Source organism: Kribbella sp. NBC_01505, from assembly GCF_045040285.1.
Lineage (GTDB): Bacteria > Actinomycetota > Actinomycetes > Propionibacteriales > Kribbellaceae > Kribbella.
The window spans coordinates 711,516-735,082 of sequence record NZ_CP109425.1; the positions used below are offsets into that span (position 1 = coordinate 711,516).

Genomic DNA, 23,567 nt, shown 5'->3' on the forward strand with positions numbered 1-23,567 from the left:
CACAGCGTGATCACTTGTCGGATCCGACAAGTCCAGAGGCGGTACGGCGACCTAGCATCGCATCAGGTAGCTGCCCGCTTCTGAGGAGGACTTCGTGACCCGACGTCTGCGCATCGATGACTTGGCCGAGCTCGCGGTCCCGGAGGAGCCCACGCTGTCACCCGACGGCAGCCAGATCGCTTACGTCCTGCGCACCACCGACCTGAAGGCCGACCGCGACCTGCGGAGCCTCTGGCGAGTCCCGGCGGCAGGTGGCGAGCCACGACAGCTGACCAGATCCGACGGCGACAGATCCCCGACCTGGTCACCAGATGGCAGTCAGCTCGCCTTCCTGCGCGCCAAAGACGGGCCTGCGCAGCTCTGGGTGCTCCCCAGCGACGGTGGCGAGCCAGAGCAGCTCACCACACTCCCGCTGGGCGCAGGTGCACCGAAGTGGAGTCCAGACGGGACCCGGATCGCCTTCAGCGCTCCCGTCGACACCGCCTCCAGCGCTAAAGACGCACCGATCGCTACCAAGCGGCTGGACTACCAGGCTGACGGCGTCGGCTGGCTGCGGACGGTCCGCAAGCACGTTCACGTACTGGAAGTCGCGTCAAAAGCGACCCGGCAAGCCACTGAGGGTGACTGGCACGCAGGAGACCCGGCCTGGTCGCCTGACGGCACCAAGCTCGCGTTCGGCGCCGCTACCTCGACCGATGCCGATCTCACCGCGAAGGCGCCCGCCTACGTACTGGATGCGACCAACGACAAGGCCGCGCCTCAGCTGGTCGGTCTGGCTGACGGACAGGTCGCCGCGTCCGGCTGGACAGCCGACGGCAGGTCGCTGCTGCTGGTCGGCACCCAGCACGAGCCAGTGGGTCACAGCCGGCTGCTGCGGCTGGACCTGAGCTCTGGCGCGGTGACCGATCTGACCGAGTCGCTCGACCGCAACGTGATGGTCGGCGGCCCGGCGTACCCGGGCGGTCACCCGCTGCTGGTCGACGACGGCACCACCGTGCTGTTCTGCACCCGGGACCGCGGCTGCACCCACCTGTACTCCGTACCGGTAGCCGGTGGCACTCCGCAGCGAGTGTTCGGCCAGGCCGGCCACAACATCTCCGGACTCAGCGCAGTCGGCGGCGTAGCCACCACAACGCTGCTCACGGAGACGTCGTACGGCGAAGTTGTCACCGTCGAACTGGCGACCGGCGCGAGCACCACGCGGACGTCGTACGGCGAGAAGCTGGCCGAGGTGGAGCACTTCGCCCGAGTCGAGCGTGAGTTCACGATCTCGGACGGGACTGTCGTCGCGGCGTGGCTGATCCGCGACCCGGAAGCCACTGGCGCACAGCCGCTGCTCCTGGACATCCATGGTGGTCCGCATGGCGCGTGGAGCGCCGGCGCCGATGAGGTGCACGGCTACCACCAGGAGCTGGTCGCCCGTGGCTGGAACGTGCTGCTGGTGAATCCCCGGGGCAGCGACGGGTACGGCGAGGACTTCTTCACCGGTGTGATCAGCGGTTGGGGCACCTCCGATGGCAAGGACTTCCTCGAGCCGATCGACCAGTTGGTTGCCGAAGGCATCGCTGATCCGGATCGCCTCGCGGTCGCCGGCTACAGCTACGGCGGCTTCATGACGTGCTACCTGACCAGCAGGGACAACAGATTCGCCGCAGCTGTGACCGGCGGCGTGATCAGCGACCTGACCAGCATGACGGGCACCTCTGACCTCGGGCACTATCTGACGGCCTTCGAGTTGACCGGTGGTGACCTCAAAGCGATGTCACCGATGACGCAGATCGACAGCGTGCAGACGCCGACCCTGGTCATCCATGGCGACGCAGACCGCCGCTGTCCGCTCGGCCAGGCCCAGCAATGGCACACCGCGCTGAGAGAACGCGGTGTCCCCACAGAGCTGGTGCTCTACCCAGAGGCAGACCACCTCTTCATCCTGCAGGGCAAGCCGTCGCACCGCCTGGACTTCAACCGCCGCATCCTCGATTGGGTCGACCAGTACGCCGGTAGCGCGACCGGACCGAGCCGTCCGCGGATCGATGCGGCGCACTGGCAGCGCAGACTGACCACTCTGGCCGCCAAGCACGGTGTCACCGGTGCCACGCTCGGCATCCGCCGTGGAGACGAACTGGTGCAGGCAGCCACCGGCGTACTGAACAAGAACACCGGCGTCGAGGTCACCACCGACTCGCTGTTCCAGATCGGGTCCATCACCAAGGTGTGGACGACCACTCTGGTGATGCAGCTCGTGGACGAGGGTCTGCTCGAGCTGGACGCACCACTGGCCGCCGTACTGCCGGAGCTGCAGTTGAGTGATCCGGATGTGGCCAAGCAGGTCACTATGCGGCACCTGCTCACGCACACCAGCGGTATCGACGGTGACGTGTTCGAGGACACCGGACGCGGTGACGACTGTCTGGAGAAGTACGTCGACGTACTCGCCACTGTCGGTCAGAGCCATCCGCTGGGCGCGACTTGGTCCTACTGCAACTCCGGCTTCTCGCTGGCCGGTCGCGTGATCGAGAAGCTCACCGGCAAGATGTGGGACCAGGTGCTGCGGGAGCGGATCATCGAGCCGCTCGGGCTCGAGCACACAGTGACCCTGCCGGAAGAAGCCCTCATGCACCGGGCCGCGGTCGGCCATCTGCCCGGGGACAAGCTCGCCCCGGTCTGGGGCCTGCAGCGGTCAGCCGGTCCGGCGGGGCTCATCTCCTCAACGGTTGCCGACGTACTGGCGTTCGCTCGATTGCATCTGGACGGCGGACTGGCTCCGAGCGGCAAGCGACTGCTCCCGGAAGCAGCAGTGACCGAGATGGCCGCGAAGCACGCCGATGTACCCGCCAAGTCGGTCGCCGACTCGTGGGGACTCGGCTGGATGCGGTTCGAGTGGGACGGGCAGCAGTTGATCGGCCATGACGGCGGCACGATCGGCCAGGTGTCGATGCTGCGGATTCTGCCTACCGAAGGCTTGGCAGTCGCCCTGCTCACCAATGGCGGCAGCCCCGGTGACCTGTACGACGAGCTGTACCGGGAGGTCTTCACGGAGCTCGCCGACATCACTCTGCCGGCTCTCGTGACCCCGCCGACCGAACCGCCCACTGTGGATCTCGAACGGCACACCGGCCGCTACGAGCGAGCTGGCACAACGCATGAGGTGCTGGTCCGCGACGGCCAGGCCGTACTGCGCACCACAGTCACCGGACCGCTTGCCGCACTGGTGCCTGAGGCAACGCAAGAGCGCGCGCTGCTCCCGGTCGACGACAGTGGCGATCTGTTCGCCGTCCGACCGGACGGCGTGCTGGCTTGGAGCGCAGTGACGTTCTACGCACTGCCTACCGGCGAGAAGTACCTGCATCTAGGCTCCCGCGCCACACCGAAGGTGGACTGATGGATCTACTCAAAGACATCGAGACCCTGGTGACCTGTGAGTCGCCCTCAGTGGACAAGGAGGCGGTGGCTGCCAGCGCGGACGTCGTTGCCCAACTGGGGACCGAGCGACTCGGCAAAGCACCGGCGTACGTCGTCGTCGACGGCTGGACGCACCTGCGCTGGAAGTTCGGTGACGGGCCGACGCAGGTGCTCGTGGTCGGCCACCACGACACCGTCTGGCCGCTGGGCTCACTCGCGACCCACCCGTTCCAGATCGAGGACGGCGTGCTCCGGGGACCGGGCTGCTTCGACATGAAGACCGGAGTGGTGATGGCGTTCCACGCTATTGCCGCGCTGCCGGATCCCAGCGGCATCACGCTACTGGTGACTGGTGATGAGGAGCTGGGTTCACCGTCGTCCCGGGCACTGATCGAGTCCGAGGCGGCTGGCTGTGTTGCCGCACTCGTGCTGGAAGCGTCGGCAGACGGAGCCCTCAAGCTAGAACGCAAGGGCGTCTCCAACTACGAGCTCCGGATCACCGGACGCGCCTCCCACGCCGGACTGGAGCCAGAGCTCGGTGTGAACGCCAGCATCGAGGCAGCGCACCAGATCCTCGCGATCAACGAGCTGGGCGATCCGACCCTCGGTACGACGGTCACGCCGACCAGGCTGGTCTCCGGGACCGTGCGCAACACGGTGCCGGCCGCTGCGAGCTTCCTGGTCGACGTGCGGTCGCGGACTGTCGCTGAGCAGCTCCGAGTAGACAAAGAGATGCGGGCACTCACGCCCGTGCTCCCGGAAGCAAAGCTGGAGCTGATCGGTGGTCCGAACCGGCCGCCGTTCGAACGCAAGATGGCCGAAGACCTCTACGAGCGGGCGTCTCAACTGGCCGCCGAGCTCGGCCAGCCCCCGCTGCGCCAGGTCTCCGTAGGTGGTGCGTCCGATGGCAACTTCACCGCCGGCATCGGTACGCCGACCCTCGACGGGCTCGGTGCGGTTGGTGGTGGCGCGCATGCCGATGACGAGCACGTCATCGTCGACGAGATCGCGCCACGCACCACTCTGCTCACCACGCTGATCGCCGACCTACTGGGCCGACGATGACCGAGACAGCAACTGACGTACAGGTACGTGAGCTGACTGCACTGGCCGATCTGGAAGCGGTCTACCAGCTGTTCGACACCATCTGGCGCCCGGACCCGCACAACCCGCCTGTGACCACTGAGCTGTTACGTGCGATGTCCAAGGCGGGCAGCTACGTCGGCGGCGCGTACGACGGCGGCGAACTGGTCGGAGCGTGTGTCGGATTCTTCGGTGCACCCGCTGAGCGCACGTTGCACAGTCACGTGGCCGGTGTGTCGCAGAAGGCCCGCGGCCGGAACGTCGGATTCGCTCTCAAGCTGCACCAGCGGCAGTGGGCACTGGAGCGTGGTCTCACCGCGATCGAGTGGACCTTCGACCCACTGATCCGGCGCAACGCCCACTTCAACCTCATCAAGCTCGGTGCGCGCCCGACGCAGTACCTGACCAACTTCTACGGCCAGATGCGCGACGAGATCAACGGCGAGGACGAGAGCGATCGGCTGCTGGTGCGCTGGCAACTCGACGAGCCGGTCGGAGGCCCTGAGTCCTCCGGGGCAGCGATCGCGTTGGGTCGAGACGAGGACGGTCGGCCGGTCCGCGTCGACCTGCCGACCGCAGGTCCCGTGCTGGTCGCCGTACCGGCTGATGTGGAGGCGTTGCGGGCAACAGACTTCGCTGCGGCGCAGGAGTGGCGACTGGCGGTGCGTGAGGTGCTCGGTGGCTTGCTGGCCGACGGTGCCCGCGTGACCGGCTTCGATCGGACCGGATGGTACGTAGTCGAACGAGAGGGACTGGCATGAAGCTGACCGGAGTCGAGTTGCGGCGGGTGTCACTCCCGCTGGTGTCGCCGTTCCGGACGTCGTTCGGGACCGAGGTCACCCGGGACGCACTGCTGGTCCGGGCTGTCGGTACTGAGGCCGAGGGCTGGGGTGAGTGCGTCGCAATGGCCGCACCGCTGTACTCCGAGGAGTACGTCGACGGTGCGATCGACGTACTGCGCCGGTACTTCGTGCCTGCCGTGGCTGGGGTCTCCGAAGCCACGCAGGTCGCACCTACGCTGGCGAAGTTCCACGGGCACCGGATGGCCAAGGCAGCGCTGGAGACCGCCGTACTGGATGCCGAGCTGCGGACCGAGGGCCGATCGCTGGCGCGCGAACTGGGCGCTGTGCACGATCGGGTGCCGTGTGGCGTGTCGGTCGGGATCATGGACTCGATCGACGAGCTACTGACCGCAGTAGGTGGCTATCTGGACGAGGGCTACCTGCGGATCAAGCTGAAGATCCAACCTGGCTGGGACATTGCGCCGGTCGCCGCAGTCCGGGAGCGGTACGGCGATGTGCTGCTGCAGGTCGACGCCAACACGGCCTACGCCGTCTCGGATGCTCGGCACCTGGCTCAGCTCGATGCCTTCGACCTGCTGCTGATCGAACAGCCGCTGGACGAGGAGGACATCCTCGGACACGCAGAGCTGGCGAAGCAGGTGACGACACCGATCTGTCTGGACGAGTCGATCACTTCAGCCCGTGCGGCCGCGGCGGCAATCAGTCTGGGCGCGTGCTCGATCATCAACGTCAAGCCCGGCCGGGTCGGCGGCTATCTGGAGTCCCGGCGGATCCATGACGTCTGTGTGGCCAATGGCATCCCGGTCTGGTGCGGCGGCATGCTCGAAACCGGACTCGGCCGCGCAGCGAATGTCGCACTGGCCGCACTGCCTGGTTTCACGCTGCCCGGCGACACCTCCGGCTCGTCGCGCTACTACAAGACCGACATCACTGCGCCGTTCACCCTGGCCGACGGTCACCTCGCCGTACCGACCGGGCCTGGCATCGGCGTTGACCCGCTGCCCGACGAACTGGATGCGGTCACCATCTCGACCGAGTGGCTGCCGCTGTAGGAATCGACGAATCCTGGGGTCGGATCTGTCCGGATGCACAATGGCGGAGTGACACAACGACCTCGGGCCAGCCTCGGCCGCGTACTGGACGACCTCGGCGCGACCCTGCTCGAGCTCGTGGCCGGGGACCCGGACCGCCCCGACGACATCGGCGGTGTGGTCATCCACGACCCGCTCGACGACCCGGTGCTCCCCCAGCATGCGCTCGTCCTCGGGGTCGGTCTCCACGACCCCGAGGCGATCATCCAAGTCCTGCATGACCTCGGCCGTCAGAACGCAGCCGGGCTGGTACTGCGTAGTCCGGTCGCAGCCGGTATCGCGGCGGCAGCGACCGAGTCCGGCGTGGCTGTGCTCGCACTGACTCGAGGGGCCACCTGGGACCAGCTCGGCATCCTCCTGCGCTCGGTGCTCGACGTCGGCGTCGCAGAGTCGGAGACGCTCGGCGGTATGCCGTCCGGTGACCTGTTCGCACTGGCGAACGCGACTGCGGCACTGCTGGACGCACCGGTCACCATCGAGGACCGCAGCTCCCGGGTGCTCGCGTTCTCCGGACGGCAGGACGAAGCCGACACCGCTCGCGTCGAGACCGTCCTCGGCCGACAGGTCCCCGAACGCTACTCCCGACTGCTCTCCGAGCGCGGTGTCTTCCGAGAGCTCTACCGGACCGACCAGCCGGTCTATGTGGCGCCGATGCCGGCCACTGGACCCGAGGTCGCGATTCCACGAGTCGCTGTCGCAGTGCGCGCTGGCGACGAGGTGTTGGGCTCTATCTGGGTCGCTGTGCATGAGCCGTTGAGCAGCGAGCGTTCTGAGGCTCTGCGCGACGCCGCCAAGGTTGTTGCCCTGCACATGCTGCGCATCCGCGCCGACGCCGATGTCGAACGCCGGCTACGCGCCGACCTGGTCAGTACGGCGCTCAACGGTGGAGCCGGTGCCCGCGAGGCACTCGACCGACTCGGCCTGGCGGACCGGGCGCTCGTCGTACTGGCGCTTGCTGCACCTAAAGACGGACTGACGGCTGAGCGGCAGCGATTGGCAGATGCGTTCGCGATGCACCTGGGTGCGGTCTTTCCACGATCGGCGGCGGCTTTGGTGGGTGATGTGGCCTACGGGCTGGTGTCGGTGGACAGCGAGGAGCGCGCCAGCCGAGTCGCGCAGGACTTCCTGGACCGGGTCGGCAGTCGCTCCGGAGCGATCATCGGGGTCGCCACGGCCGCACGGTTGCCCCAGGCGCGTGCCAGCGCCGACCGGGCGCTCCGGGTACTACGGACCAGTCGGAGTGCACAGCGGGTGGCCCGGCTGGCCGACGTACAGGTTGAGGCGCTGTTGCTGGAACTGCGCGACCTCGTCGAGGCACGTGGTGAACAGCTGACCGGACCGATCGCTCGACTGCTCGCCTACGACCAGGTCCACAACGCCAAGCTGGTCGAGACACTGCGAGCGTGGCTGGACGCCTTCGGTGACGTGACGGCTGCGGCTGCTGCGGTCTACGTGCACCCGAACACCTTCCGGTACCGGCTGCGGCGGCTCGCGGAGATCGGCAACCTGGACCTGGCAGACCCCGAAGCACGGTTCGCCGCCATGCTCCAGTTGCGAGTGCTTGCAACTGACACGGTGTCAGACGATTCGCTGGACGAACCATGTTGAGTATCGGAGACCTCGCCCGGCACACCCGCATCTCAGTGCGGATGCTGCGGCACTACGACGCGCTAGGGCTGGTTGTGCCCGAGCGCGTCGACCCACACACCGGACACCGGTTCTACGCACTGTCACAGATCTGGCGTGTCGACAGTCTGATCGCACTGAAGGAGCTGGGCTTCACGCTGGAGCAGTGCGGCGCACTCCTCGACGAACAGCTACCTGTCGACGAACTGCGCGGCATGCTGCGACTGCGGCACGCCCAGCTCGAGCAGCGGATGACTGCGGACGCGGACCGGCTGACGGAGGTCGAGCGGCGGCTCCGATCGATCGAAAGAGGACTGACCATGACCAACCGCACCCTGCAGCTCGGACCGCTCCCCGCCATCCGCCTGCTGCACCTGCGCACCGACGTCAACGACGAGTCCGAAATCGGCGGCGCCGTGATGGCACTGTCCGAACGGCTGTCCGGCCGACGAGTTAGCGCAGTCGCGCCGGCCACGGGTGACCGGGGTGCAGGTGGTCGACCATGTCGGCCAGCCAGACCCGCTGGTCATCCGACAGCAGTGGGAGGGCGGCGTTGAAGTCCAGCTCGTCCTTCGGCCGAGCGAGCTTCGCCTTGTAGGCAAGGGCCATCTCAGGGTTGAGGTAGCGGACACCGTCGGGCGCTCGCCAGGTGATGTCCTCGAGCGCGAAGTCGAGCGCCGGATCGCGCCGGAACACCCACCGGCCGGCGCGGTCCGGGTTCACCACCACGTCGTACTCCCACGGTGCCAGCGCATGCTTGCGCAACCAGATCTGGTCCGCGTCCTCCGGGTGTTCGGGCGCCTGGTCGGTCAGCGGCCGGAACCGCCCACCGGCGTTCGACCACAGGTCGTACCTCCCCCGCAGATGCAGCCGCAGCTTCTCGACATCGCGCCGCCACAACGACAGATCGACATCCTCGTGTGCCCGGTGCACTCCGGTGAACGCATCGATGGCCCATCCCCCGGCGATCCACCAGTCCCCGTCGTACCGGCTCATCATCGCCAGCGCATCAGCCGGCGTCGACCGCTTCCACGGCCCGTGCAGCCGCTGGAACGCCAGCTCTTCCGGATCCAGCCCGTCCTCGTACCAGTACCGCTCCTCGTCAGCCACCTGCCGATCTTCACACAGCAGGAGCAGCACCGGCAGGCGGTACGGGTTAGAGAGCGGTGGCAACGATCCGGAGGTACTGCGAGCCGGCCAGCAGGGTCCCGTCGATAGCTCGGTTCGCACGCTCGTACGCGCCCTCAGCCGCCGCTGCCATGGCGGACTGCCCTTTTGGGTCCAATCGGTCGAACAGCATCCGCCAGGGCGGCAGGTGCGTCAGCATGGCCGCAACCTGTGCCTGCGCCGATTCAGCAAAGGTGTCCTGTGTCAGTACGTCGGCACTGGTCACCGCGATGCGATCACCGAACAGCTCCTTGTAGTGCTGCTCAGTCCCCCACCGATGTGGCGACGGCACACCGGGTGGCGGTGGCGGCAGTACGGCGCCCAGCGCGCTCTGCAAGTCCGCCATCAATCCAGTCAGGCACCAGCTCACCAGTCCGATCCGGCCACCCGGCCGGCAGACCCGCAGCAACTCATCGGCAGCACGCTGCTGGTCCGGCGCGTACATGACTCCGAACGTCGACAGCACGACATCGAAGCTCCCATCCTCGAACGGCAACTGCTGCGCATCGGCCACCTCGGTGTCGATCGTCACGCCCTCCGCCGCAGCCCGTCGTACCGCACGCTCCAGACCGACCGGGCTGAAGTCCGTCGCGGTCACCACCGCGCCACGCCGAGCCGCGGCCAGCGCGGTGTTCCCAGTCCCAGCGGCAACATCCAGCACGCGGTCACCCCACCGGACCGCGGCTGCCTGCACCTGTAGCTCGCTCGTCAGCACGGACTGCTGTGCCAACGGCTGGTAGTCGACCTCAGCGTTCCAGGCCGCCCGGACCCGCTCGGTCACTACCTCGAATGGTGTTGTCATCTCGTCCCCCAGAGACACTCCGTAATTCGCTAGCCTTTGCGGCTAGTCAATTACCGACTACCGTAGCGGGGTGCCCGACAATGTCAACCCCCGTCGCTATGACTCGCCCGTTCGGGAACGCCGCGCACAGCAGACGCGAGCCGCCGTACTGGATGCGGCCGAACGGATGTTCACCACCCGCGGCTTCGTCCGTACGACGTTGCCCGCGGTCGCCGAGGAGGCCGCGGTGTCACTGGCCACGGTGAAACTGGCCTTCGGCACCAAGACCGAGCTACTGCTCAACGTCTGGCACCGCACGCTCGCCGGTGGAGTGGACGATCAGGTGCCGGTGGTCGAGCGGGACTGGTACAAACAGCAGTTCGAGATCGCGGATCCGGTCCAGCGGATCGCCTTCGCGACAGGCAACGGGCTGATGATCAGGCAGCGGATCGCCGGACTGATCGCGGTCATCGAGGCCGGCGCCACGGTGGACGACACGCTGGCCGCACTGCGAGACCGCGTGTTCGAGGAGCACTGGCACGTCACCCGGAACTTTGCCCAGCGCTTGGCGGACGACGGCCACCTGCGCGACGGACTGACGGTCGAGCGGGCCACCGACGAGCTCTGGCTACTCAACCACGTGAGCAACTACCGGCATTTGACAGAGACGCGCGGCTGGTCCGCGGCGGAATACGAAGCGTGGCTGACCAGATCGGTCAGCCACGCCCTACTGAAACCTGAGTTGTACTAGTCAGGACTTGCGCTTGGTGACCTCTTCGGTGGCGGCCGGGAGGACCTTGTGCAGGTCGCCGACGACACCGAAGTCGACCAACTCGAAGATCGGCGCCTCGTTGTCCTTGTTGATGGCAACGATCGTCTTCGAGGTCTGCATGCCGGCGCGGTGCTGGATCGCGCCGGAGATCCCGGCGGCGACGTACAGCTGCGGCGACACGGTCTTGCCGGTCTGGCCGACCTGGTAGGCGTGCGGGTACCAGCCCGAGTCGACCGCGGCGCGCGAGGCACCGACAGCCGCACCGAGGGAGTCGGCGAAGGCCTCGACCGGACCGAAGTCACCGCCGGTACCGCGGCCACCCGAAACGATGATCGCGGCCTCGGTGAGCTCCGGACGGCCCGTCGCCGCGCGCGGCTTCGAGTCGGTGATACGGGCCGTCTTGGCCGCGTCCGAGATCGTGACGTCGAACTCCTCGACCTCCGGCGACGTCTCCGACGCCTCGGGGGTCGCCGCGTTCGGCTTCACCGTGATGATCGCGATGCCCTTGGTGATCTTCGACTTGACCGTGAAGTTGCCCGCGAACACCGACTGCGTGGTGACCGGGCCCTCCTGGACGTCAACGGCATCGGTGATCAGGCCGGACTCGAGCTTGACCGCGAGCCGGGCCGCGATCTCCTTGCCCTCGGCGTTCGACGAGATCAGGATCGCCGACGGCTCGATCTTGGCCGCGACCTGCTGCAGCGCCTCGGCCTTCGGGGACACCAGGTATTGCGAGAGCTCCGGGTTGGTCAGCGCGATCACCTTGGTGGCGCCGTACTGGCCGAGGGCCGGAAGGGCTTCCTGCACGCCGTCGCCGATGAAGACCGCGACGGGCTCGCCGAGGCGGCGGGCGATGGTCAGGAGCTCGGCGGTCGTCTTGCGCACGACGCCCGCGGTGTGGTCAACGAGAACCAGAACGTTCGACATAAGACTGCTCGCCCCTCAGAGGAACTTGTTGGTGGACAGGAACTCGACGAGCCGGCCCGCACCGGAGCCGTCCTCATCGGTCACGATCGTGCCCGCCGTACGAGCCGGACGCGCGGTCACCTCGACCACCTCGGTCCAGGAACCGACCTGGTCCGGGCTGATCTCGAGGTCGGCCAGCGACCAGGTCTCGACCGGCTTCTTCTTCGCGGCCATGATGCCCTTGAACGACGGGTACCGCGGCTCGTTGGCCTGGTCGGAGACGCTCAGCACCAGCGGCAGCGTGCCCTCGACGGTGTCGCTCGCGGTGTCACCGTCGCGACGGATCTTCACGCTCGTGCCGTCGATGGTGACCTCGGAGCCCAGCGTGACGGCCGGCAGGCCGAGACGCTCCGACACCATCGCGGGGACGACGCCCATGCCGCCGTCGGTCGAGCTCATCCCGAAGACGACCAGGTCGGCCTCGAGCTTGGCCAGCGCCTTCGACAGCACCAGCGAGGTGGCGACCGCGTCGGAGCCGTGGATGGCGTCGTCGAGGACGTGAACGCCGGCGTCGGCGCCCATCTGCAGGCCCTTCTTCACCGCGTCCGCAGCCTGCTCCGGGCCGACAGTGAGGATGGTCACCTCGGCATCGCCGGCTTCCTTCACGGTGAGCGCGGTCTCGACGGCGTACTCGTCCAGCTCGGACAGCAGCCCGTCCACACCGGCACGATCCACGGTGTTGTCCTCCGGGCGGAAGCGGCGGTCCGCCGTGGCATCCGGCACGAACTTCGCGCAGACGACGATCTTCATAGCGTGTTGGACCCCTTCTGGTTTTCGGTCTCTCCCAGCCTGCCACGGATGTTACTCGCGAGAAACATATGCCACGTGCGAGCCCCATCACACCGCCGGCGCCCGCCCAGGCTATCCCCTCGCTTCACCGGCGGTCAGCGGTGGCGACCGAGGCGTCCGCCACACCTCGACCGCCCGCTATCCGAACACGTGCGGTAATCGAGTGTTTGCCCATCGTGAGGTCGGGCACCGGTTCGTCGTTCGTTGCTCAGCGCAAACAACAACACGGGGTTGATGAGAATGACCATGCAGGGAATCGAGCAAGTCGTGGGCGAGACGGCGTACGACGCGACCGGCGACAAGGTCGGGTCGGTCGGCAATCTCTACGCCTCCGACAGCACCGGCCAGCCGGAATGGGTGACCGTCAACACGGGCCTGTTCGGTACGAAGCACACCTTCGTACCGCTCGACGGTGCGCACGTCGAGAAGGACGGGCTGCATCTGGCGACGTCCAAGTCGAAGATCAAGGACGCGCCGCGGATCGACGCCAACGGCCATCTGTCCGACGGCGAGGCGACCGACCTGTACCGCTACTACGGCATGCGAATGCCGCAGACCGGCCGCATGACAGACCTCAAGACAGGTGACCGTACGGCGGACGCTCAGGCCGACGGGTCGATGGTTCGGCACGAGGAGCGGCTGCACGCCGGGACCGAGACGGTCGAGACCGGCCGGGTCACGCTGCACAAGCACGTGGTGACCGAGGAGCAGCAGATCACGGTGCCGGTGAGCCACGAGGAAGTGCGCGTGGTCCGCGAGCCGGTGGCCGACGGCGAGCGCCGCGGCCGGGCCGGCGAGATGGGCGACGAGGACCACGAGGTCGTGCTGCACGAGGAGCGCCCGGTGATCGGCAAGGAGACTGTCGCCGTCGAGCGGGTCGGCCTCGAGACCGAGACCGTCCGTGGCGAGGAGCAGATCACCGAGAGCGTCCGCAAGGAGCAGATCGACGTGGACGGCCTCGATGACGACGGCACCGGTAAGCACACCAAGCGGTAACTGATCCAACAGCGGCGGTGTTCGGGCTGGGCGGGCCCGGGCACCGCTGCTGTGTTTAAGCTGACCCGGTGACCGAGACCTTGGCCCTCACCGGCGAACGAACGGCCCCCGGCATCTGGCACGAGAACTACTGGTTCGCGCGCCACGAGGCGGCGTACCGGTGGATCGTGGCGGAACTGCTGCCGACGGCCGGGCGCGTGCTCGAGGCCGGCTGCGGCGAGGGGTACGGCGCGGAGCTGCTCCGCACGGCCGGCTCGGAGCCGGTCTTCGGGCTGGACTACGAGGACCTGACCTTGCAGCACGTACGGCGGGTGTATCCGCAGGTGCAGGTGATTCGGGGCAACCTCGTCCAGACCGCCTTCGCGGATGCGAGTTTCGGACTGCTCACGTCGTTGCAGACGATCGAGCACCTGTGGGAGCAGCCGCGGTTCATCACCGAGTGCGCGCGGATTCTCGCGCCCGGCGGGACCGCCGTACTGAGCACTCCGAATCGACTGACCTTCCCGAGCGGGAACTGGTACCACACGCGTGAGCTGACGATGGCCGAGTTCACCGAGCTCGTCGAGCCGGAGTTCGAGATCACCCACACGCTCGGACTGCATCACGGCGAGCGGTTGCAGGAGTGGGAAGCCGCCAACGGCTCCTGCGTCGATGCTCAACTGGCCGGTCCGCACGACGAGTGGCCCGCGGAACTCCGCGAGCTGGTGACGGGCACGACGTACCAGGACTTCTTTATCAAACCCAGCGAGATCAGGCCGGGCGACCTTGACGCGTCGCTCGACCTGATCCTGGTCGCCGTGAAGCCTACGGACGGATGAAGCGTTCGAGGATCTTGCCGGCGATCAGGTAGACCAGCGCCGCGATCCCCCAGTTCACCAGCAGGGTGTTCTTCGCGGTCTCGAGCCGGAACAGGTCCTTGAACGGGCCCACCAGGTCGTGCCCGCGCTCCAGCACCCAGCGCACGATCTCGTTGCTCTGGTTGGTCTGGTCGAGCGCCGTGAAGAGCGCGCCCAGCGCCAGCAGCGCAGCCGCGAGCACGGCGACGAGCCAGATCACCGAGGCGAGCAGATTCCGTAGTTGCCGAACGCCGCTGCCGACCGAACTCAACGCCTGCTTGCCGCCCTTGCTGGGCGCCGCGGTCGGCTTGGCCGCCGCCGCGGGCGTCACCCGGCTGACCGGTTTGGTCACCGCGGTGTCGTCCGGCTTGGGCTCCGGCGTGGAGGCGGCCGACGCAGCGGCCTCCTCGCGAGCCTTCTGCTCGGCGACGATCTCGGCCGCCGTCCGCGGCTTGGCCGTCTTGGTCGCGGTCGCACCAGCTGGGGTCTCCTCAGCAGCCGCCTTGTCGGTCGCGGCCGCCTTCGCTGTGTCGTCCTTGCCCACGTCACCCATCTCCTCAGCCGGGTTCGGTACCTCACCTGCGCCCGGAACCGGTGCCGCCGACTTCCGCCGTCGACTGACCGGGACCGGCCGTGGCGACAACCTGCGCCGGGCCCCGGCGATCGGGGCCGGCGCGGCGGTCGTTGTCACGTCCTCAGTGCCTTCACGTGCTGGCGTTCCCAGCGCTGATTCCAACGTAGCGCGCGGGGGAACGACGGCCGGGCCATCGGTGCGCGCGTGCTCAGCCACGCTGTGTCTCCTCTCCGACGGCCATCCGGTCGTGCGGGACATAGTGCCCGACTGGTGAGTAACTTGAGAACCCCTCGACACGTTCTTTGTCGCCGCCGGCAGTCGGTGTCACGGTGACCTCGGGTGTCGCGAGCTGGCCATCTTTCGATGAAACAGATACAGCTTTGGATGAAACGGCTTCCGGTGGAACGGACGAGCGCAGCTGGGCGGCGGTGGCTGCGTTCACCTCGGCGAGGCCGGCCAAATAGGCACGGCGCGGCGCGTCGGCGGCATAACGGGTGGTGCGGTCGGCGACCACGACCGCCGGAACCCCGGCGGCCACGGCGTACGCAGGAATGTTGCCACGGGCAACGCTGTTGGCGCCGATCACCACGCCGCGACCGAGGTCGGTTCCGCGGGTGACGGTGACCTTGGTGGCCAGCCAGCAGTCCGGGCCGATCCGGACCGGCGACTTCACCAGCCCCTGGTCCTTGATCGGCAGGCCGAGATCGTCGGTCTTGTGGTCGAAGTCGCAGATGTAGGTCCAGTCCGCGATCAGGGTGGACGCGCCGATCTCGATGTCCAGGTAGCAGTTCACCGTGACGTCGCGGGCGAAGACGACCTTGTCGCCGATCCGCAGCGTGCCCTCGTGCGCGCGCAGCCGGGTCTCGTCACCGAGGTGCACCCACTTGCCGAGGACGATCCGGCCGTGCCCGGGCCGGGACACGATCTCCAGATGCTTGCCCAGGAAGACGAAACCCTCGGTGATCACATGGCGGTGCCGCAGCTTGAACCAGGCGAACCGCCAGTAGCGCTTGAGGTAGTACGGCGTCCACGCCCGATGGCGCACCACCCACCGCAAATTCGCTACTGACAGCAACCGCATCTACTTACCCTACTGCGCTACTCCGGTGATGGAGACGTTGTAGTACAGCTCGTCAGGGACAACGTTCGAAAGAACCTTGTCCACCTTGGACAACTGCAGCCACGACTTGTAGGCGAACATCCGCCAGCCGAATCCGAGCTTCTGCTCCGGTACGGCGGCCTCGAACGTTCTGATCGGCCAACCCAGCCAGGCGGCGGTCAGCTCCTCCGTCACGGTCTTCACCTCGACCGCACCGGCGCGAGTGGCCGTCCGGCCCAGGGTGTCCGGGTCGAAGGTGTGCAGGTCGACGACGGCCTCCAGAGCGGCGGCTCGGGAGGACTCGTCGAGCTCGGCCTGCGGGCGTCGCCAGTCCGACAACGCGGGCAGCTTGGTGACGTTCGTGGTCGCCCACCAGGTCAAGCGGGACAACCGGCGGGCGATGAAGTCGCCGTACCGGGTGGGTTCGCCGCAGATGACGAAACGGCCGCCGGGCTTGAGCACCCGGAGCATCTCGCGGAAGGCGAGCTCCACATCCGGGATGTGGTGGATGACGGCGTGCCCGATGACGAGGTCGAACGTGTCGTCGTCGTACGGGAGCTTCTCGGCGTCCGCGACGCGACCCTCGACCGCGAAGCCGAGCGTCTTCGCGTTCTTCTTGGCGGCCTCGACCATGCCCGGGGACAGGTCGGTGACATGCGCCTCGTCCATCACGCCGGCCAGCTTGAGGTTCAGCGTGAAGAAGCCGGTCCCGGCGCCGATCTCGAGCGACTTCCCGTACGGCCAGCCCTGGTCACCGGCGATCGCGGTGAACCGGTCCCGCGCGTAGGTGACGCAGCGTTCGTCGTACGAGATCGACCACTTCTCGTCGTACGTCGAGGCTTCCCAGTCGTGGTAGAGCACCTGGGCCAGCTTGTTGTCGTTCCAGGCCGCCTCGACCTGTTCGGCGGTCGCAGCGGGCTTCTCGGCAGAGGTGGTCATCAGATTCCCTTGCTCTATCTACCTGTGAAGGCGGCCTTGCCCGGGCCATTTTCGACGAAAGACTTCATTCCGATGGTGCGGTCCTCAGTGGCGAAGAGAGCCGCGAACTGCTGGCGCTCGATCTCCAGGCCGGTGTTCAGGTCGACCCCAAGTCCGGCGTCGATCGCCTCCTTGGCTGCCCGGAGAGCAAGCGCGGCGCCCTTGGCGAACTGCGCGGCCCAGGCGACCGCGGCGTCGTACACCTCGGCGGCCGGGACGACCCTGTCCACCAGGCCGATCTGCAGCGCCTCGTCGGCGGCCACGAAACGGCCGGTGTAGATCAGGTCCTTGGCCTTCGACGGGCCGACCAGCCGCGCGAGCCGCTGGGTGCCGCCGGCGCCCGGGATGACGCCGAGCAGGATCTCCGGCTGGCCGAGCTTGGCGTCCTCGGCGGCGATCCGGTAGTCGGTGCACAGCGCGAGCTCACAGCCACCACCGAGTGCGTACCCGGTGATGGCTGCGACTGTCGGCTTCGGGATCGTGGCCACGGCGGACAGGGCGGCCTGCAGCGGACCGGAGCGCTTGACCATGTCGGCGTACGACATGTCGGCCATCTCCTTGATGTCCGCGCCGGCGGCGAAGACCCGCTCGCCGCCGTACACGACCACGGCGCGGACGTCGTCGTTGGCCGCGGCCTCCTCGGCCGCGGCCCGGATCTCGTCCTGCACCTGCACGTTCAGGGCGTTCATCTTGGGTCGATCCAGCCGGATCGTTCCAACACCATCACTCACGGTCAGGTTGACGAACTCACCCATTGCGGTCGCTCCCTTGGTCACCTACCCACCGGTCACATCACCGGGAACCGTACTACAGGTCCACGGGCTGACCGGAAACGGCAGATCGCCGGGCAGCGTCCACGATCTGCAGCGTGCGCAGGCCTACAGCGCCGTCCGGCTGCGGTACGACGGCAGGCTCCTTACCGGGGATCGGTGCGCCCGACTCACGGACCGCATTCAGGAAGGTACCGAGCAACGACTCGTCGAGATTGCCGCCGAATGCCAGGAAGACCTCGCCTTCGGAGTCCGTCCCAGCGACATGCGGCAGGAAGGGCTCGATCTCCACCGATCCGTTGGTCCCCGTGACCCGCAGCGAGACGCCACCCCAGGTCGGACCGTTGTCCGGAACGCTCCACGAGCAGTCGATCGTTGCCAGTAGCCCGTTGTCGTAGGTGATGGTGACCAGTCCGCCGGTCTCGACCTCCACACCCTTGTCCTGGTGCAGCACGTGATTCGCGGCGGCGTAGACGCGAGCAGCCGAGGCTCCACCGGTCAGACCGTCGATCAGATCCGCACAGTGCACGGTGTGGTCGACCAGCGCACCACCACCGGCCAGTGCGGCATCCGTGAACCACTGGCGAGCGTCGTACGGGATCTTGCCGTTGTTGGTACCCACTACGGCGTAGACGTCGCCGAGCCGGCCCGCCTCGACCATGGCCCGAAGTCGCAGGTACGACGGCGCGAAGCGCACCGGGTACGCGATCATCAGGATCGAACCGGCTTCGGCGCAGGCGTCCAGCATGGCTTGGCCATCCGCGACCTCAGTGGCCAGCGGCTTCTCACACAGCACGTGTGCGCCCGCTGCCGCGGCCCGCTCGACCAGTGCGCGGTGGCCGGCGTTCTCCGACGTCACCACGACAGCATCCGGGCCCCACGCGAACAGCTCGTCGTACGAGTCCACGTAGGGGATGCCGAGCTTCTCGGCGAACGCAGCGCCGCGCGGACCGGCGTCCGGAGCCGCAGCGCCGTCCGGGTCGGCGGACAGCACCTCGACATCGGGCATCCGGCCCAGCAGGTGCGCGTACGACGCTGCGTGGGTGTGAGCGAAGGAAGCGATCGCAACCTTGAGAGTCATGCCACTGCTCCCGACGAGGTGAAGGACTTCATGTCGATGGTCTTGCCGGACTCCATGGAGGCGCGGGCCGCCTCGGCGAGGTAGACCGCCGATGCACCGTCGGCACCGACGACGCGTGGCTCCGGACCACCGCGCAGCGCGATCGCCAGCTCCCGCAGCTGTGTCAGATAAGGACTCTCCCCGCGGGCGCCCTCCGGAATCAGCACGTCCCCGCCCACCGCGTCGTCCCGCAGTTCGTCGACGAATCCGGTGTCGGTCCCCGCCGCATACTTCAGTACGCCGGACGCGCCGGCGACGTGGAATCCAGTCCGGAACGGAGCTCCGGGCACACCCCAGGTCGCGCGGCAGAACGAGATTGCACCGGACTCATGGGTCAGCGTCACATGTGCCGCGACGCACACCGGGCTGATGCCATCCACGTTCGGAGGGCTCTGGACGGCGTACACGCTGATGACCGGGCCACACATCCACTGGGCCTGGTCGAGGTCGTGAACCATCAGGTCCATGATCACGCCACCGGAGTGCCTCACGTCGCGGTACCACTCCACACCGGCCGGCGAGGAGCCCTGGCGGTAGAAGCGCGCGACGGCGACCGCACCGATCCGGCCGTCCTGCACTGCGTCGTAGGCAGCCTTGTACTCGGGGAAGAAGCGCACCACATGCGCCGGGTAGACCTTGACGCCCGCAGCCTCGGCCGATGCCATCACGTCGTGCGAGTCGGCCGCGGTGAGCGTCAGCGGCTTCTCACAGATCACACCCCGGCCCGCTGCGATCGCGGCGAGCGTCAGCTCCTTGTGCGTCGGCGACGGGGTGACGATGTCGACGAACTCGACCTCGGCGAGCAGCCCGTCCAGTGTCGGCGCCACCTCCAGGCCGTACTGCTCGGCCAGCGACTCCGCGCCCTCGGCCGAGTGGACGAGGATGCGTGCGCCGAGTGCTTTCCACGCCGCGACGTGGACGTGGGAAATGTTGCCTGCGCCGATCAGACCGACAGTCAGACCGGCCAGCTGTTCCGCCATGAGACCCTCACATGAGTCTGGAAGTATGTCGTAACTTAGTAACGGTCCTTGCCTATCATTGCGCAGAGACGTTCACAACCACCGTCTCACGATCACAAGCCGTTCTTTTGAGGCCGACGCACCCCACCCTCCGACGACTTTGAGAGGACTTGTGCAGAATGTGCCGGTGACTGAAGCGACCGCCGACCCGACGATCACCGGCCCCGGTCCGCGGTTGGGAGCAGTGGTCCAGACCGATGGGACGACCTTCACGCTCTGGGCCCCGGCGGCCGAGCGGGTCGAGCTCGCCCTGGTCGCGGCGGACGGCAGCCAGCGCAACCTCGACCTGGCGCACACGGGTGAGTTCTGGACCGGATTCGTCGCGGGCGTCGGTCCGGGCCAGCGGTACGGGTACCGCGTGCACGGTCCGTTCGACCCGTCGCACGGACTCCGCTTCAACCCGTCCAAGCTGCTGCTCGACCCGTATGCGCGGGCTGTCGACGGTGAGCTGGATTTCGCCAGCCCGCTGATCTATGACTCGTCGGACGGCGACTCGGCCGGACATGTCCCGGTCAGTGTCGTGGTCGGGGACTCGGAGCCCCCACCGCCGATCTGCAAGCCGGTGCACTGGGGCGAGACGGTCGTGTACGAGCTGCACACCAAGGGCTTTACCAAGCTGCATCCCGACGTACCGGAGCACCAGCGCGGGACGTACGCCGGTCTGGCGCATCCGTCGGTGATCAGCTATCTGCTCGAACTCGGTGTCACCTCGGTCGAGTTGTTGCCGATCCACCAGTTCCTGACCGAGCCTGCGATCGCAGCACGCGGCCTGCCGAACTACTGGGGCTACAACACCCTCGGGTACTTCGCACCGCACGGGGCGTACTCGTCATCGGGGACCCGTGGCGAGCAGGTGGCCGAGTTCAAGGCCATGGTGGCCGCATTCCATGCCGCGGGCATCGAAGTGATCCTGGACGTCGTCTACAACCACACCGCCGAGGGCGGGTTCGACGGGCCGACATTGAGCTTCCGGGGCATCGACAATCGCGCGTACTACCGGCTCGGCCAGGGCGGCACCATGTACGACGTCACTGGTACCGGCAACTCGGTCGACACCTCGCACCCGCAGGTCCGGCGGCTGCTGATGGACTCGCTGCGGTACTGGGTCGAGGAGATGGGGATCGACGGGTTCCGGTTCGATCTTGCGGTAACGCTGATCCGGAACGAGCGTCACGAGGTTGACCTGGTCGACCACCCGTTCCTCTCCGAGGTCGCGGCCGACCCGGTGCTCGGCCGGGTGAAGCTGATCTCCGAGCCGTGGGACGTCGGCAACTTCGGCTACCAGGTCGGCAACTTCGGTACGCCGTGGTCGGAGTGGAACGGCAAGTTCCGCGACAGCGTGCGCGACGTGTGGCGCAACGCCTCCGGCGGCGTGCAGGACCTGGCCTACCGCCTCTCCGGCTCCAGCGACCTGTACGGCGACGACGGCCGCTACCCGTACGCGTCGATCAACTTCGTCACCGCGCACGACGGCTTCACCCTGCGCGACCTCGTCAGCTACAACCACAAGCACAACGAGGACAACCACGAGGACAACCGGGACGGCACCGACGACAACCGGTCCTGGAACTGCGGCGTCGAGGGCGAGACCGACGACCCCGCAGTAGTTGCCTTGCGCAAGCGTCAGATGGCGAACCTGATGTCCACCCTGATCCTGTCCACCGGCGTACCGATGATCACCATGGGCGACGAGTGCGGGCGGACGCAGGGCGGCAACAACAACGCCTACTGCCAGGACAACGACATCTCATGGTTCGACTGGACGCTGCCCGGCCAGTGGGCCGACCACCTCGCACTGACCAAGAAGCTGATCGCACTGCGGTCGACCCACCCCACTCTGCGGCAGTGGCACTACTTCTCCGGACAGCCCGTCGTACCGGGCGGCCGTAAGGACCTGTCCTGGATCGCACCGCACGGCGGTGAGATGAACGAGTCCGACTGGCACGACGGGAACCTGCGCACGATCGGCATGTTCCTGGCCGGGGATGCGCTGCGGGCGACCGATGCGGAAGGCACTGCGCTGACGGACAGCTCGTTCCTGCTCGCGCTGAACGCCACGTCCGAGACCCGGCAGGTCGTCGTACCGGATGCGTCGTGGGCGCCGGCGTACGAGGTCGTATTGGACACCAGCTACAGCATGGTGACCGAGGTCGAGGCCGGTGCGACCGTACCGCTCCCCCCACTCTGTTTGGTGCTGCTCCGCGCGCTCTGACCGGGGCGGTGGGGTGGGGAAGGTATCTGGCTAGTTTGTTAACCTTCGGGCTGTACGTTCATTGGTCACCTGCTGTTCATGTTTGGGGGGACCAATGTTCTTTCGGCAACGAACCACGCCCATCGGCGCTTTGCATCGAGCAATTATGGGCTGGGGCCAGGCCGAGAGAACCAGTTCCCGGCTGGCCGTGCAGCGCTGGCTCGACGGTGTCGCCTACGTCGACGTACAGGCACGCAATTATGCCGACTACTGGACCCAGCACAACTCTCAAGCGCTAGACGGCGACGGACCACTATGGGTCGTCCTAGGCGACTCAACAGCCCAGGGTCTCGGCGCATCCAGCCCACTACACGGGTACGTCGGTCAGGTGCTCAATGCACTCCGCCGCACCGGGACCCCGTGGCGAGTGCTCAACCTGTCCCGTTCTGGTGCGCAGACGCGGCACGTCCTCGACGACCAACTCCCGCTGCTCGAGGGACTGCAACCTGCGCTGGTGACCTGCGGCATCGGCAGTAACGACATCCTTGCCACGCCACCGAAGCGCTTCCGCGACCACCTCAAGCAGGTGATCGGCCGGCTGCCCTCAACCTCTGTAGTGATGGATCTGACCGTCCCCGACCGGCTATGGCGCGTCGGTGGTGCAGTCAGTCCGTATGTCTCCGGTATCAATCAGCACATCAGCACCACGGCCGCTGATCGCGGCCTCCCGGTGGCCGAGGTGTCCAGGTATGCACGGCCGCCCTGGCGAGGCATGCTCGCACCGGACAACTTCCACCCGAACAACCTCGGCTACCGGCGGCACGCCGATGCCCTACTCATGGCGCTTCAGGCCTCTGGAGTCTGCGCGCCGTCGGCGAGCAGCAGGTAGAGCGAGCGGCGGGCGTCGGCCAGGATCTTGGCGGCCGCGGTGCGCTGCTCCTCGGAGCCACTGCGACCGACCTGCCGAGCAGCGATGTGCAGCTCTTCCAGCAGTCCGCGCAGGTCAGTGGCAGGCTCGGCCTGCGCAAAGGCTGCGAACGGGTCGACCGCCGCCTCCTGACGCCCGGCGACGTACTCACGGCCGGCGTCGGTCAGGGTGACGAGCTTGCGGCCCGCATCCGCGGTGACGACGACCAGGCCCTCGTCCTCTAGTTGATTGATGGTCGGGTAGATCGCGCCCGGGCTGGGCGTCCAGCGTCCAGAACTCCGGTCGGCGATCGCCTGCATCAACTGGTAGCCGTGCATCGGCTGCTCGGTGAGCAGCATCAGAACGGCCGTTCGGACATCGCCGCGCGGGGCTCGGCCACGGCCTGAGCCGCGTCCCGGACCCCGACCACCGCGTCCGCGGTGCATCGGCATGCCTTCACCCATCCGCGGTCCACCGCGATGGGGATGGTGGTGACCGCGTCGGCGGCCACGGGTTTCGTTGGGGGTGTTCATGTCTTCCTCCTCGTATGGATTCATGACACTAACGATATATCGTTACCGTCACAAACACAAGAGG

22 protein-coding genes are annotated in these 23,567 nt (G+C 67.3%); 11 read left to right on the forward strand and 11 right to left on the reverse strand.

All coding sequences use genetic code 11. The annotated features are described in order from the left end of the window. Nucleotides 1–94 precede the first annotated feature (94 nt). The 6 genes from OG474_RS03095 to OG474_RS03120 are packed head-to-tail and all read left to right on the forward strand — an operon-like array spanning nucleotide 95 to nucleotide 8,562. Nucleotides 95–3,382 (forward strand): serine hydrolase, encoded by a 3,288-nt coding sequence (locus OG474_RS03095; RefSeq protein WP_405060634.1) that lies wholly within the window; start codon nucleotides 95–97, stop codon nucleotides 3,380–3,382. Then, the gene (locus OG474_RS03100) at nucleotides 3,382–4,467 is read left to right on the forward strand and encodes a M20 family metallopeptidase (RefSeq protein WP_405060635.1); all 1,086 of its coding nucleotides are present in this window, start codon (nucleotides 3,382–3,384) and stop codon (nucleotides 4,465–4,467) included. Before OG474_RS03095 ends, OG474_RS03100 begins: the two co-directional genes overlap by 1 nt. Beyond that, nucleotides 4,464–5,246: a GNAT family N-acetyltransferase gene (locus OG474_RS03105; RefSeq protein WP_405060636.1), complete on the forward strand. Its 783-nt coding sequence runs from the start codon at nucleotides 4,464–4,466 to the stop codon at nucleotides 5,244–5,246. Before OG474_RS03100 ends, OG474_RS03105 begins: the two co-directional genes overlap by 4 nt. After that, nucleotides 5,243–6,340 carry an o-succinylbenzoate synthase gene (gene menC / locus OG474_RS03110; RefSeq protein WP_405060637.1) on the forward strand — a complete coding sequence of 366 codons (1,098 nt, stop codon included), beginning with the start codon at nucleotides 5,243–5,245 and terminating at the stop codon, nucleotides 6,338–6,340. Before OG474_RS03105 ends, menC begins: the two co-directional genes overlap by 4 nt. A gap of 48 nt (nucleotides 6,341–6,388) precedes the next feature. Next, a complete protein-coding gene (locus OG474_RS03115) occupies nucleotides 6,389–7,987 on the forward strand; it encodes a PucR family transcriptional regulator (protein WP_405060638.1) in 1,599 nt (532 codons plus the stop codon). Beyond that, on the forward strand, nucleotides 7,981–8,562 hold the full coding sequence (locus tag OG474_RS03120) for a helix-turn-helix domain-containing protein (RefSeq protein ID WP_405060639.1): 582 nt from the start codon (nucleotides 7,981–7,983) through the stop codon (nucleotides 8,560–8,562). Before OG474_RS03115 ends, OG474_RS03120 begins: the two co-directional genes overlap by 7 nt. Here OG474_RS03120 and OG474_RS03125 read toward each other — a convergent pair. Then, on the reverse strand, nucleotides 8,459–9,115 hold the full coding sequence (locus OG474_RS03125; protein ID WP_405060640.1) for a nucleotidyltransferase domain-containing protein: 657 nt from the start codon (nucleotides 9,113–9,115) through the stop codon (nucleotides 8,459–8,461). The genes OG474_RS03120 and OG474_RS03125 overlap by 104 nt on opposite strands. Before the next feature lie 46 nt (nucleotides 9,116–9,161). Further along, the gene (locus OG474_RS03130) at nucleotides 9,162–9,974 is read right to left on the reverse strand and encodes a class I SAM-dependent methyltransferase (protein ID WP_405060641.1); all 813 of its coding nucleotides are present in this window, start codon (nucleotides 9,972–9,974) and stop codon (nucleotides 9,162–9,164) included. Nucleotides 9,975–10,044: 70 nt separating this feature from the next. Here OG474_RS03130 and OG474_RS03135 point away from each other — a divergent pair, with 70 nt between their 5' ends. Next, entirely contained in the window at nucleotides 10,045–10,704 is a 660-nt protein-coding gene (locus OG474_RS03135; RefSeq protein ID WP_405060642.1) for a TetR/AcrR family transcriptional regulator, read from the forward strand. On the opposite strand, the gene OG474_RS03140 is transcribed toward OG474_RS03135, so the two are convergent. Together OG474_RS03140 and OG474_RS03145 are read right to left on the reverse strand one after the other, a co-directional pair. Continuing rightward, nucleotides 10,705–11,652: an electron transfer flavoprotein subunit alpha/FixB family protein gene (locus OG474_RS03140; RefSeq protein ID WP_405060643.1), complete on the reverse strand. Its 948-nt coding sequence runs from the start codon at nucleotides 11,650–11,652 to the stop codon at nucleotides 10,705–10,707. A gap of 15 nt (nucleotides 11,653–11,667) precedes the next feature. Further along, on the reverse strand, nucleotides 11,668–12,441 hold the full coding sequence (locus tag OG474_RS03145) for an electron transfer flavoprotein subunit beta/FixA family protein (protein WP_405060644.1): 774 nt from the start codon (nucleotides 12,439–12,441) through the stop codon (nucleotides 11,668–11,670). Between the two features lie 279 nt (nucleotides 12,442–12,720). Between OG474_RS03145 and OG474_RS03150 the strand changes: the two genes are divergently transcribed. Further along, entirely contained in the window at nucleotides 12,721–13,476 is a 756-nt protein-coding gene (locus OG474_RS03150; RefSeq protein WP_405060645.1) for a DUF2382 domain-containing protein, read from the forward strand. 68 nt (nucleotides 13,477–13,544) lie between these two features. Then, the gene (locus OG474_RS03155; RefSeq protein ID WP_405060646.1) at nucleotides 13,545–14,294 is read left to right on the forward strand and encodes a class I SAM-dependent methyltransferase; all 750 of its coding nucleotides are present in this window, start codon (nucleotides 13,545–13,547) and stop codon (nucleotides 14,292–14,294) included. On the opposite strand, the gene OG474_RS03160 is transcribed toward OG474_RS03155, so the two are convergent. From OG474_RS03160 to OG474_RS03185, 6 genes are all read right to left on the reverse strand, one after another. Then, on the reverse strand, nucleotides 14,281–15,003 hold the full coding sequence (locus OG474_RS03160) for a hypothetical protein (protein ID WP_405060647.1): 723 nt from the start codon (nucleotides 15,001–15,003) through the stop codon (nucleotides 14,281–14,283). The two genes, OG474_RS03155 and OG474_RS03160, sit on opposite strands and share 14 nt — an antisense overlap. A gap of 91 nt (nucleotides 15,004–15,094) precedes the next feature. Next, nucleotides 15,095–15,934, reverse strand: coding sequence for an acyltransferase (locus tag OG474_RS03165; protein WP_405060648.1), 840 nt, complete (start codon nucleotides 15,932–15,934; stop codon nucleotides 15,095–15,097). Nucleotides 15,935–15,976: 42 nt separating this feature from the next. Then, complete coding sequence (locus OG474_RS03170; RefSeq protein WP_405060649.1) at nucleotides 15,977–16,924, reverse strand: methyltransferase domain-containing protein; 948 nt, start codon at nucleotides 16,922–16,924, stop codon at nucleotides 15,977–15,979. A gap of 14 nt (nucleotides 16,925–16,938) precedes the next feature. Next, the gene (locus OG474_RS03175; protein WP_405060650.1) at nucleotides 16,939–17,718 is read right to left on the reverse strand and encodes an enoyl-CoA hydratase/isomerase family protein; all 780 of its coding nucleotides are present in this window, start codon (nucleotides 17,716–17,718) and stop codon (nucleotides 16,939–16,941) included. Nucleotides 17,719–17,770: 52 nt separating this feature from the next. Further along, complete coding sequence (locus tag OG474_RS03180) at nucleotides 17,771–18,814, reverse strand: Gfo/Idh/MocA family protein (protein ID WP_405060651.1); 1,044 nt, start codon at nucleotides 18,812–18,814, stop codon at nucleotides 17,771–17,773. After that, nucleotides 18,811–19,833, reverse strand: a complete 1,023-nt coding sequence (locus OG474_RS03185; RefSeq protein WP_405060652.1) for a Gfo/Idh/MocA family protein — start codon at nucleotides 19,831–19,833, stop codon at nucleotides 18,811–18,813. Before OG474_RS03185 ends, OG474_RS03180 begins: the two co-directional genes overlap by 4 nt. Nucleotides 19,834–19,999: 166 nt before the next feature. Between OG474_RS03185 and glgX the strand changes: the two genes are divergently transcribed. Together glgX and OG474_RS03195 are read left to right on the forward strand one after the other, a co-directional pair. Beyond that, a complete protein-coding gene (glgX, locus tag OG474_RS03190; protein ID WP_405060653.1) occupies nucleotides 20,000–22,084 on the forward strand; it encodes a glycogen debranching protein GlgX in 2,085 nt (694 codons plus the stop codon). Nucleotides 22,085–22,229: 145 nt separating this feature from the next. Beyond that, nucleotides 22,230–22,952: an SGNH/GDSL hydrolase family protein gene (locus OG474_RS03195; protein WP_405060654.1), complete on the forward strand. Its 723-nt coding sequence runs from the start codon at nucleotides 22,230–22,232 to the stop codon at nucleotides 22,950–22,952. Here the strand turns inward: OG474_RS03195 and OG474_RS03200 are convergent. Next, on the reverse strand, nucleotides 22,910–23,527 hold the full coding sequence (locus OG474_RS03200) for a PadR family transcriptional regulator (protein ID WP_405060655.1): 618 nt from the start codon (nucleotides 23,525–23,527) through the stop codon (nucleotides 22,910–22,912). The two genes, OG474_RS03195 and OG474_RS03200, sit on opposite strands and share 43 nt — an antisense overlap. Between the last annotated feature and the right edge of the window lie 40 nt (nucleotides 23,528–23,567).

Coding starts and splice junctions, on each gene's coding strand:
- OG474_RS03150 (WP_405060645.1), top strand. CDS start 12,721: ATGACCATGCAGGGAATCGAGCAAGTCGTGGGCGAGACGGCGTACGAC.
- OG474_RS03130 (WP_405060641.1), bottom strand. CDS start 9,974: ATGACAACACCATTCGAGGTAGTGACCGAGCGGGTCCGGGCGGCCTGG.
- OG474_RS03120 (WP_405060639.1), top strand. CDS start 7,981: ATGTTGAGTATCGGAGACCTCGCCCGGCACACCCGCATCTCAGTGCGG.
- OG474_RS03145 (WP_405060644.1), bottom strand. CDS start 12,441: ATGAAGATCGTCGTCTGCGCGAAGTTCGTGCCGGATGCCACGGCGGAC.
- OG474_RS03140 (WP_405060643.1), bottom strand. CDS start 11,652: ATGTCGAACGTTCTGGTTCTCGTTGACCACACCGCGGGCGTCGTGCGC.
- OG474_RS03100 (WP_405060635.1), top strand. CDS start 3,382: ATGGATCTACTCAAAGACATCGAGACCCTGGTGACCTGTGAGTCGCCC.
- OG474_RS03200 (WP_405060655.1), bottom strand. CDS start 23,527: ATGAATCCATACGAGGAGGAAGACATGAACACCCCCAACGAAACCCGT.
- OG474_RS03105 (WP_405060636.1), top strand. CDS start 4,464: ATGACCGAGACAGCAACTGACGTACAGGTACGTGAGCTGACTGCACTG.
- OG474_RS03170 (WP_405060649.1), bottom strand. CDS start 16,924: ATGACCACCTCTGCCGAGAAGCCCGCTGCGACCGCCGAACAGGTCGAG.
- menC (WP_405060637.1), top strand. CDS start 5,243: ATGAAGCTGACCGGAGTCGAGTTGCGGCGGGTGTCACTCCCGCTGGTG.
- OG474_RS03185 (WP_405060652.1), bottom strand. CDS start 19,833: ATGGCGGAACAGCTGGCCGGTCTGACTGTCGGTCTGATCGGCGCAGGC.
- OG474_RS03175 (WP_405060650.1), bottom strand. CDS start 17,718: ATGGGTGAGTTCGTCAACCTGACCGTGAGTGATGGTGTTGGAACGATC.
- OG474_RS03180 (WP_405060651.1), bottom strand. CDS start 18,814: ATGACTCTCAAGGTTGCGATCGCTTCCTTCGCTCACACCCACGCAGCG.
- OG474_RS03195 (WP_405060654.1), top strand. CDS start 22,230: ATGGGCTGGGGCCAGGCCGAGAGAACCAGTTCCCGGCTGGCCGTGCAG.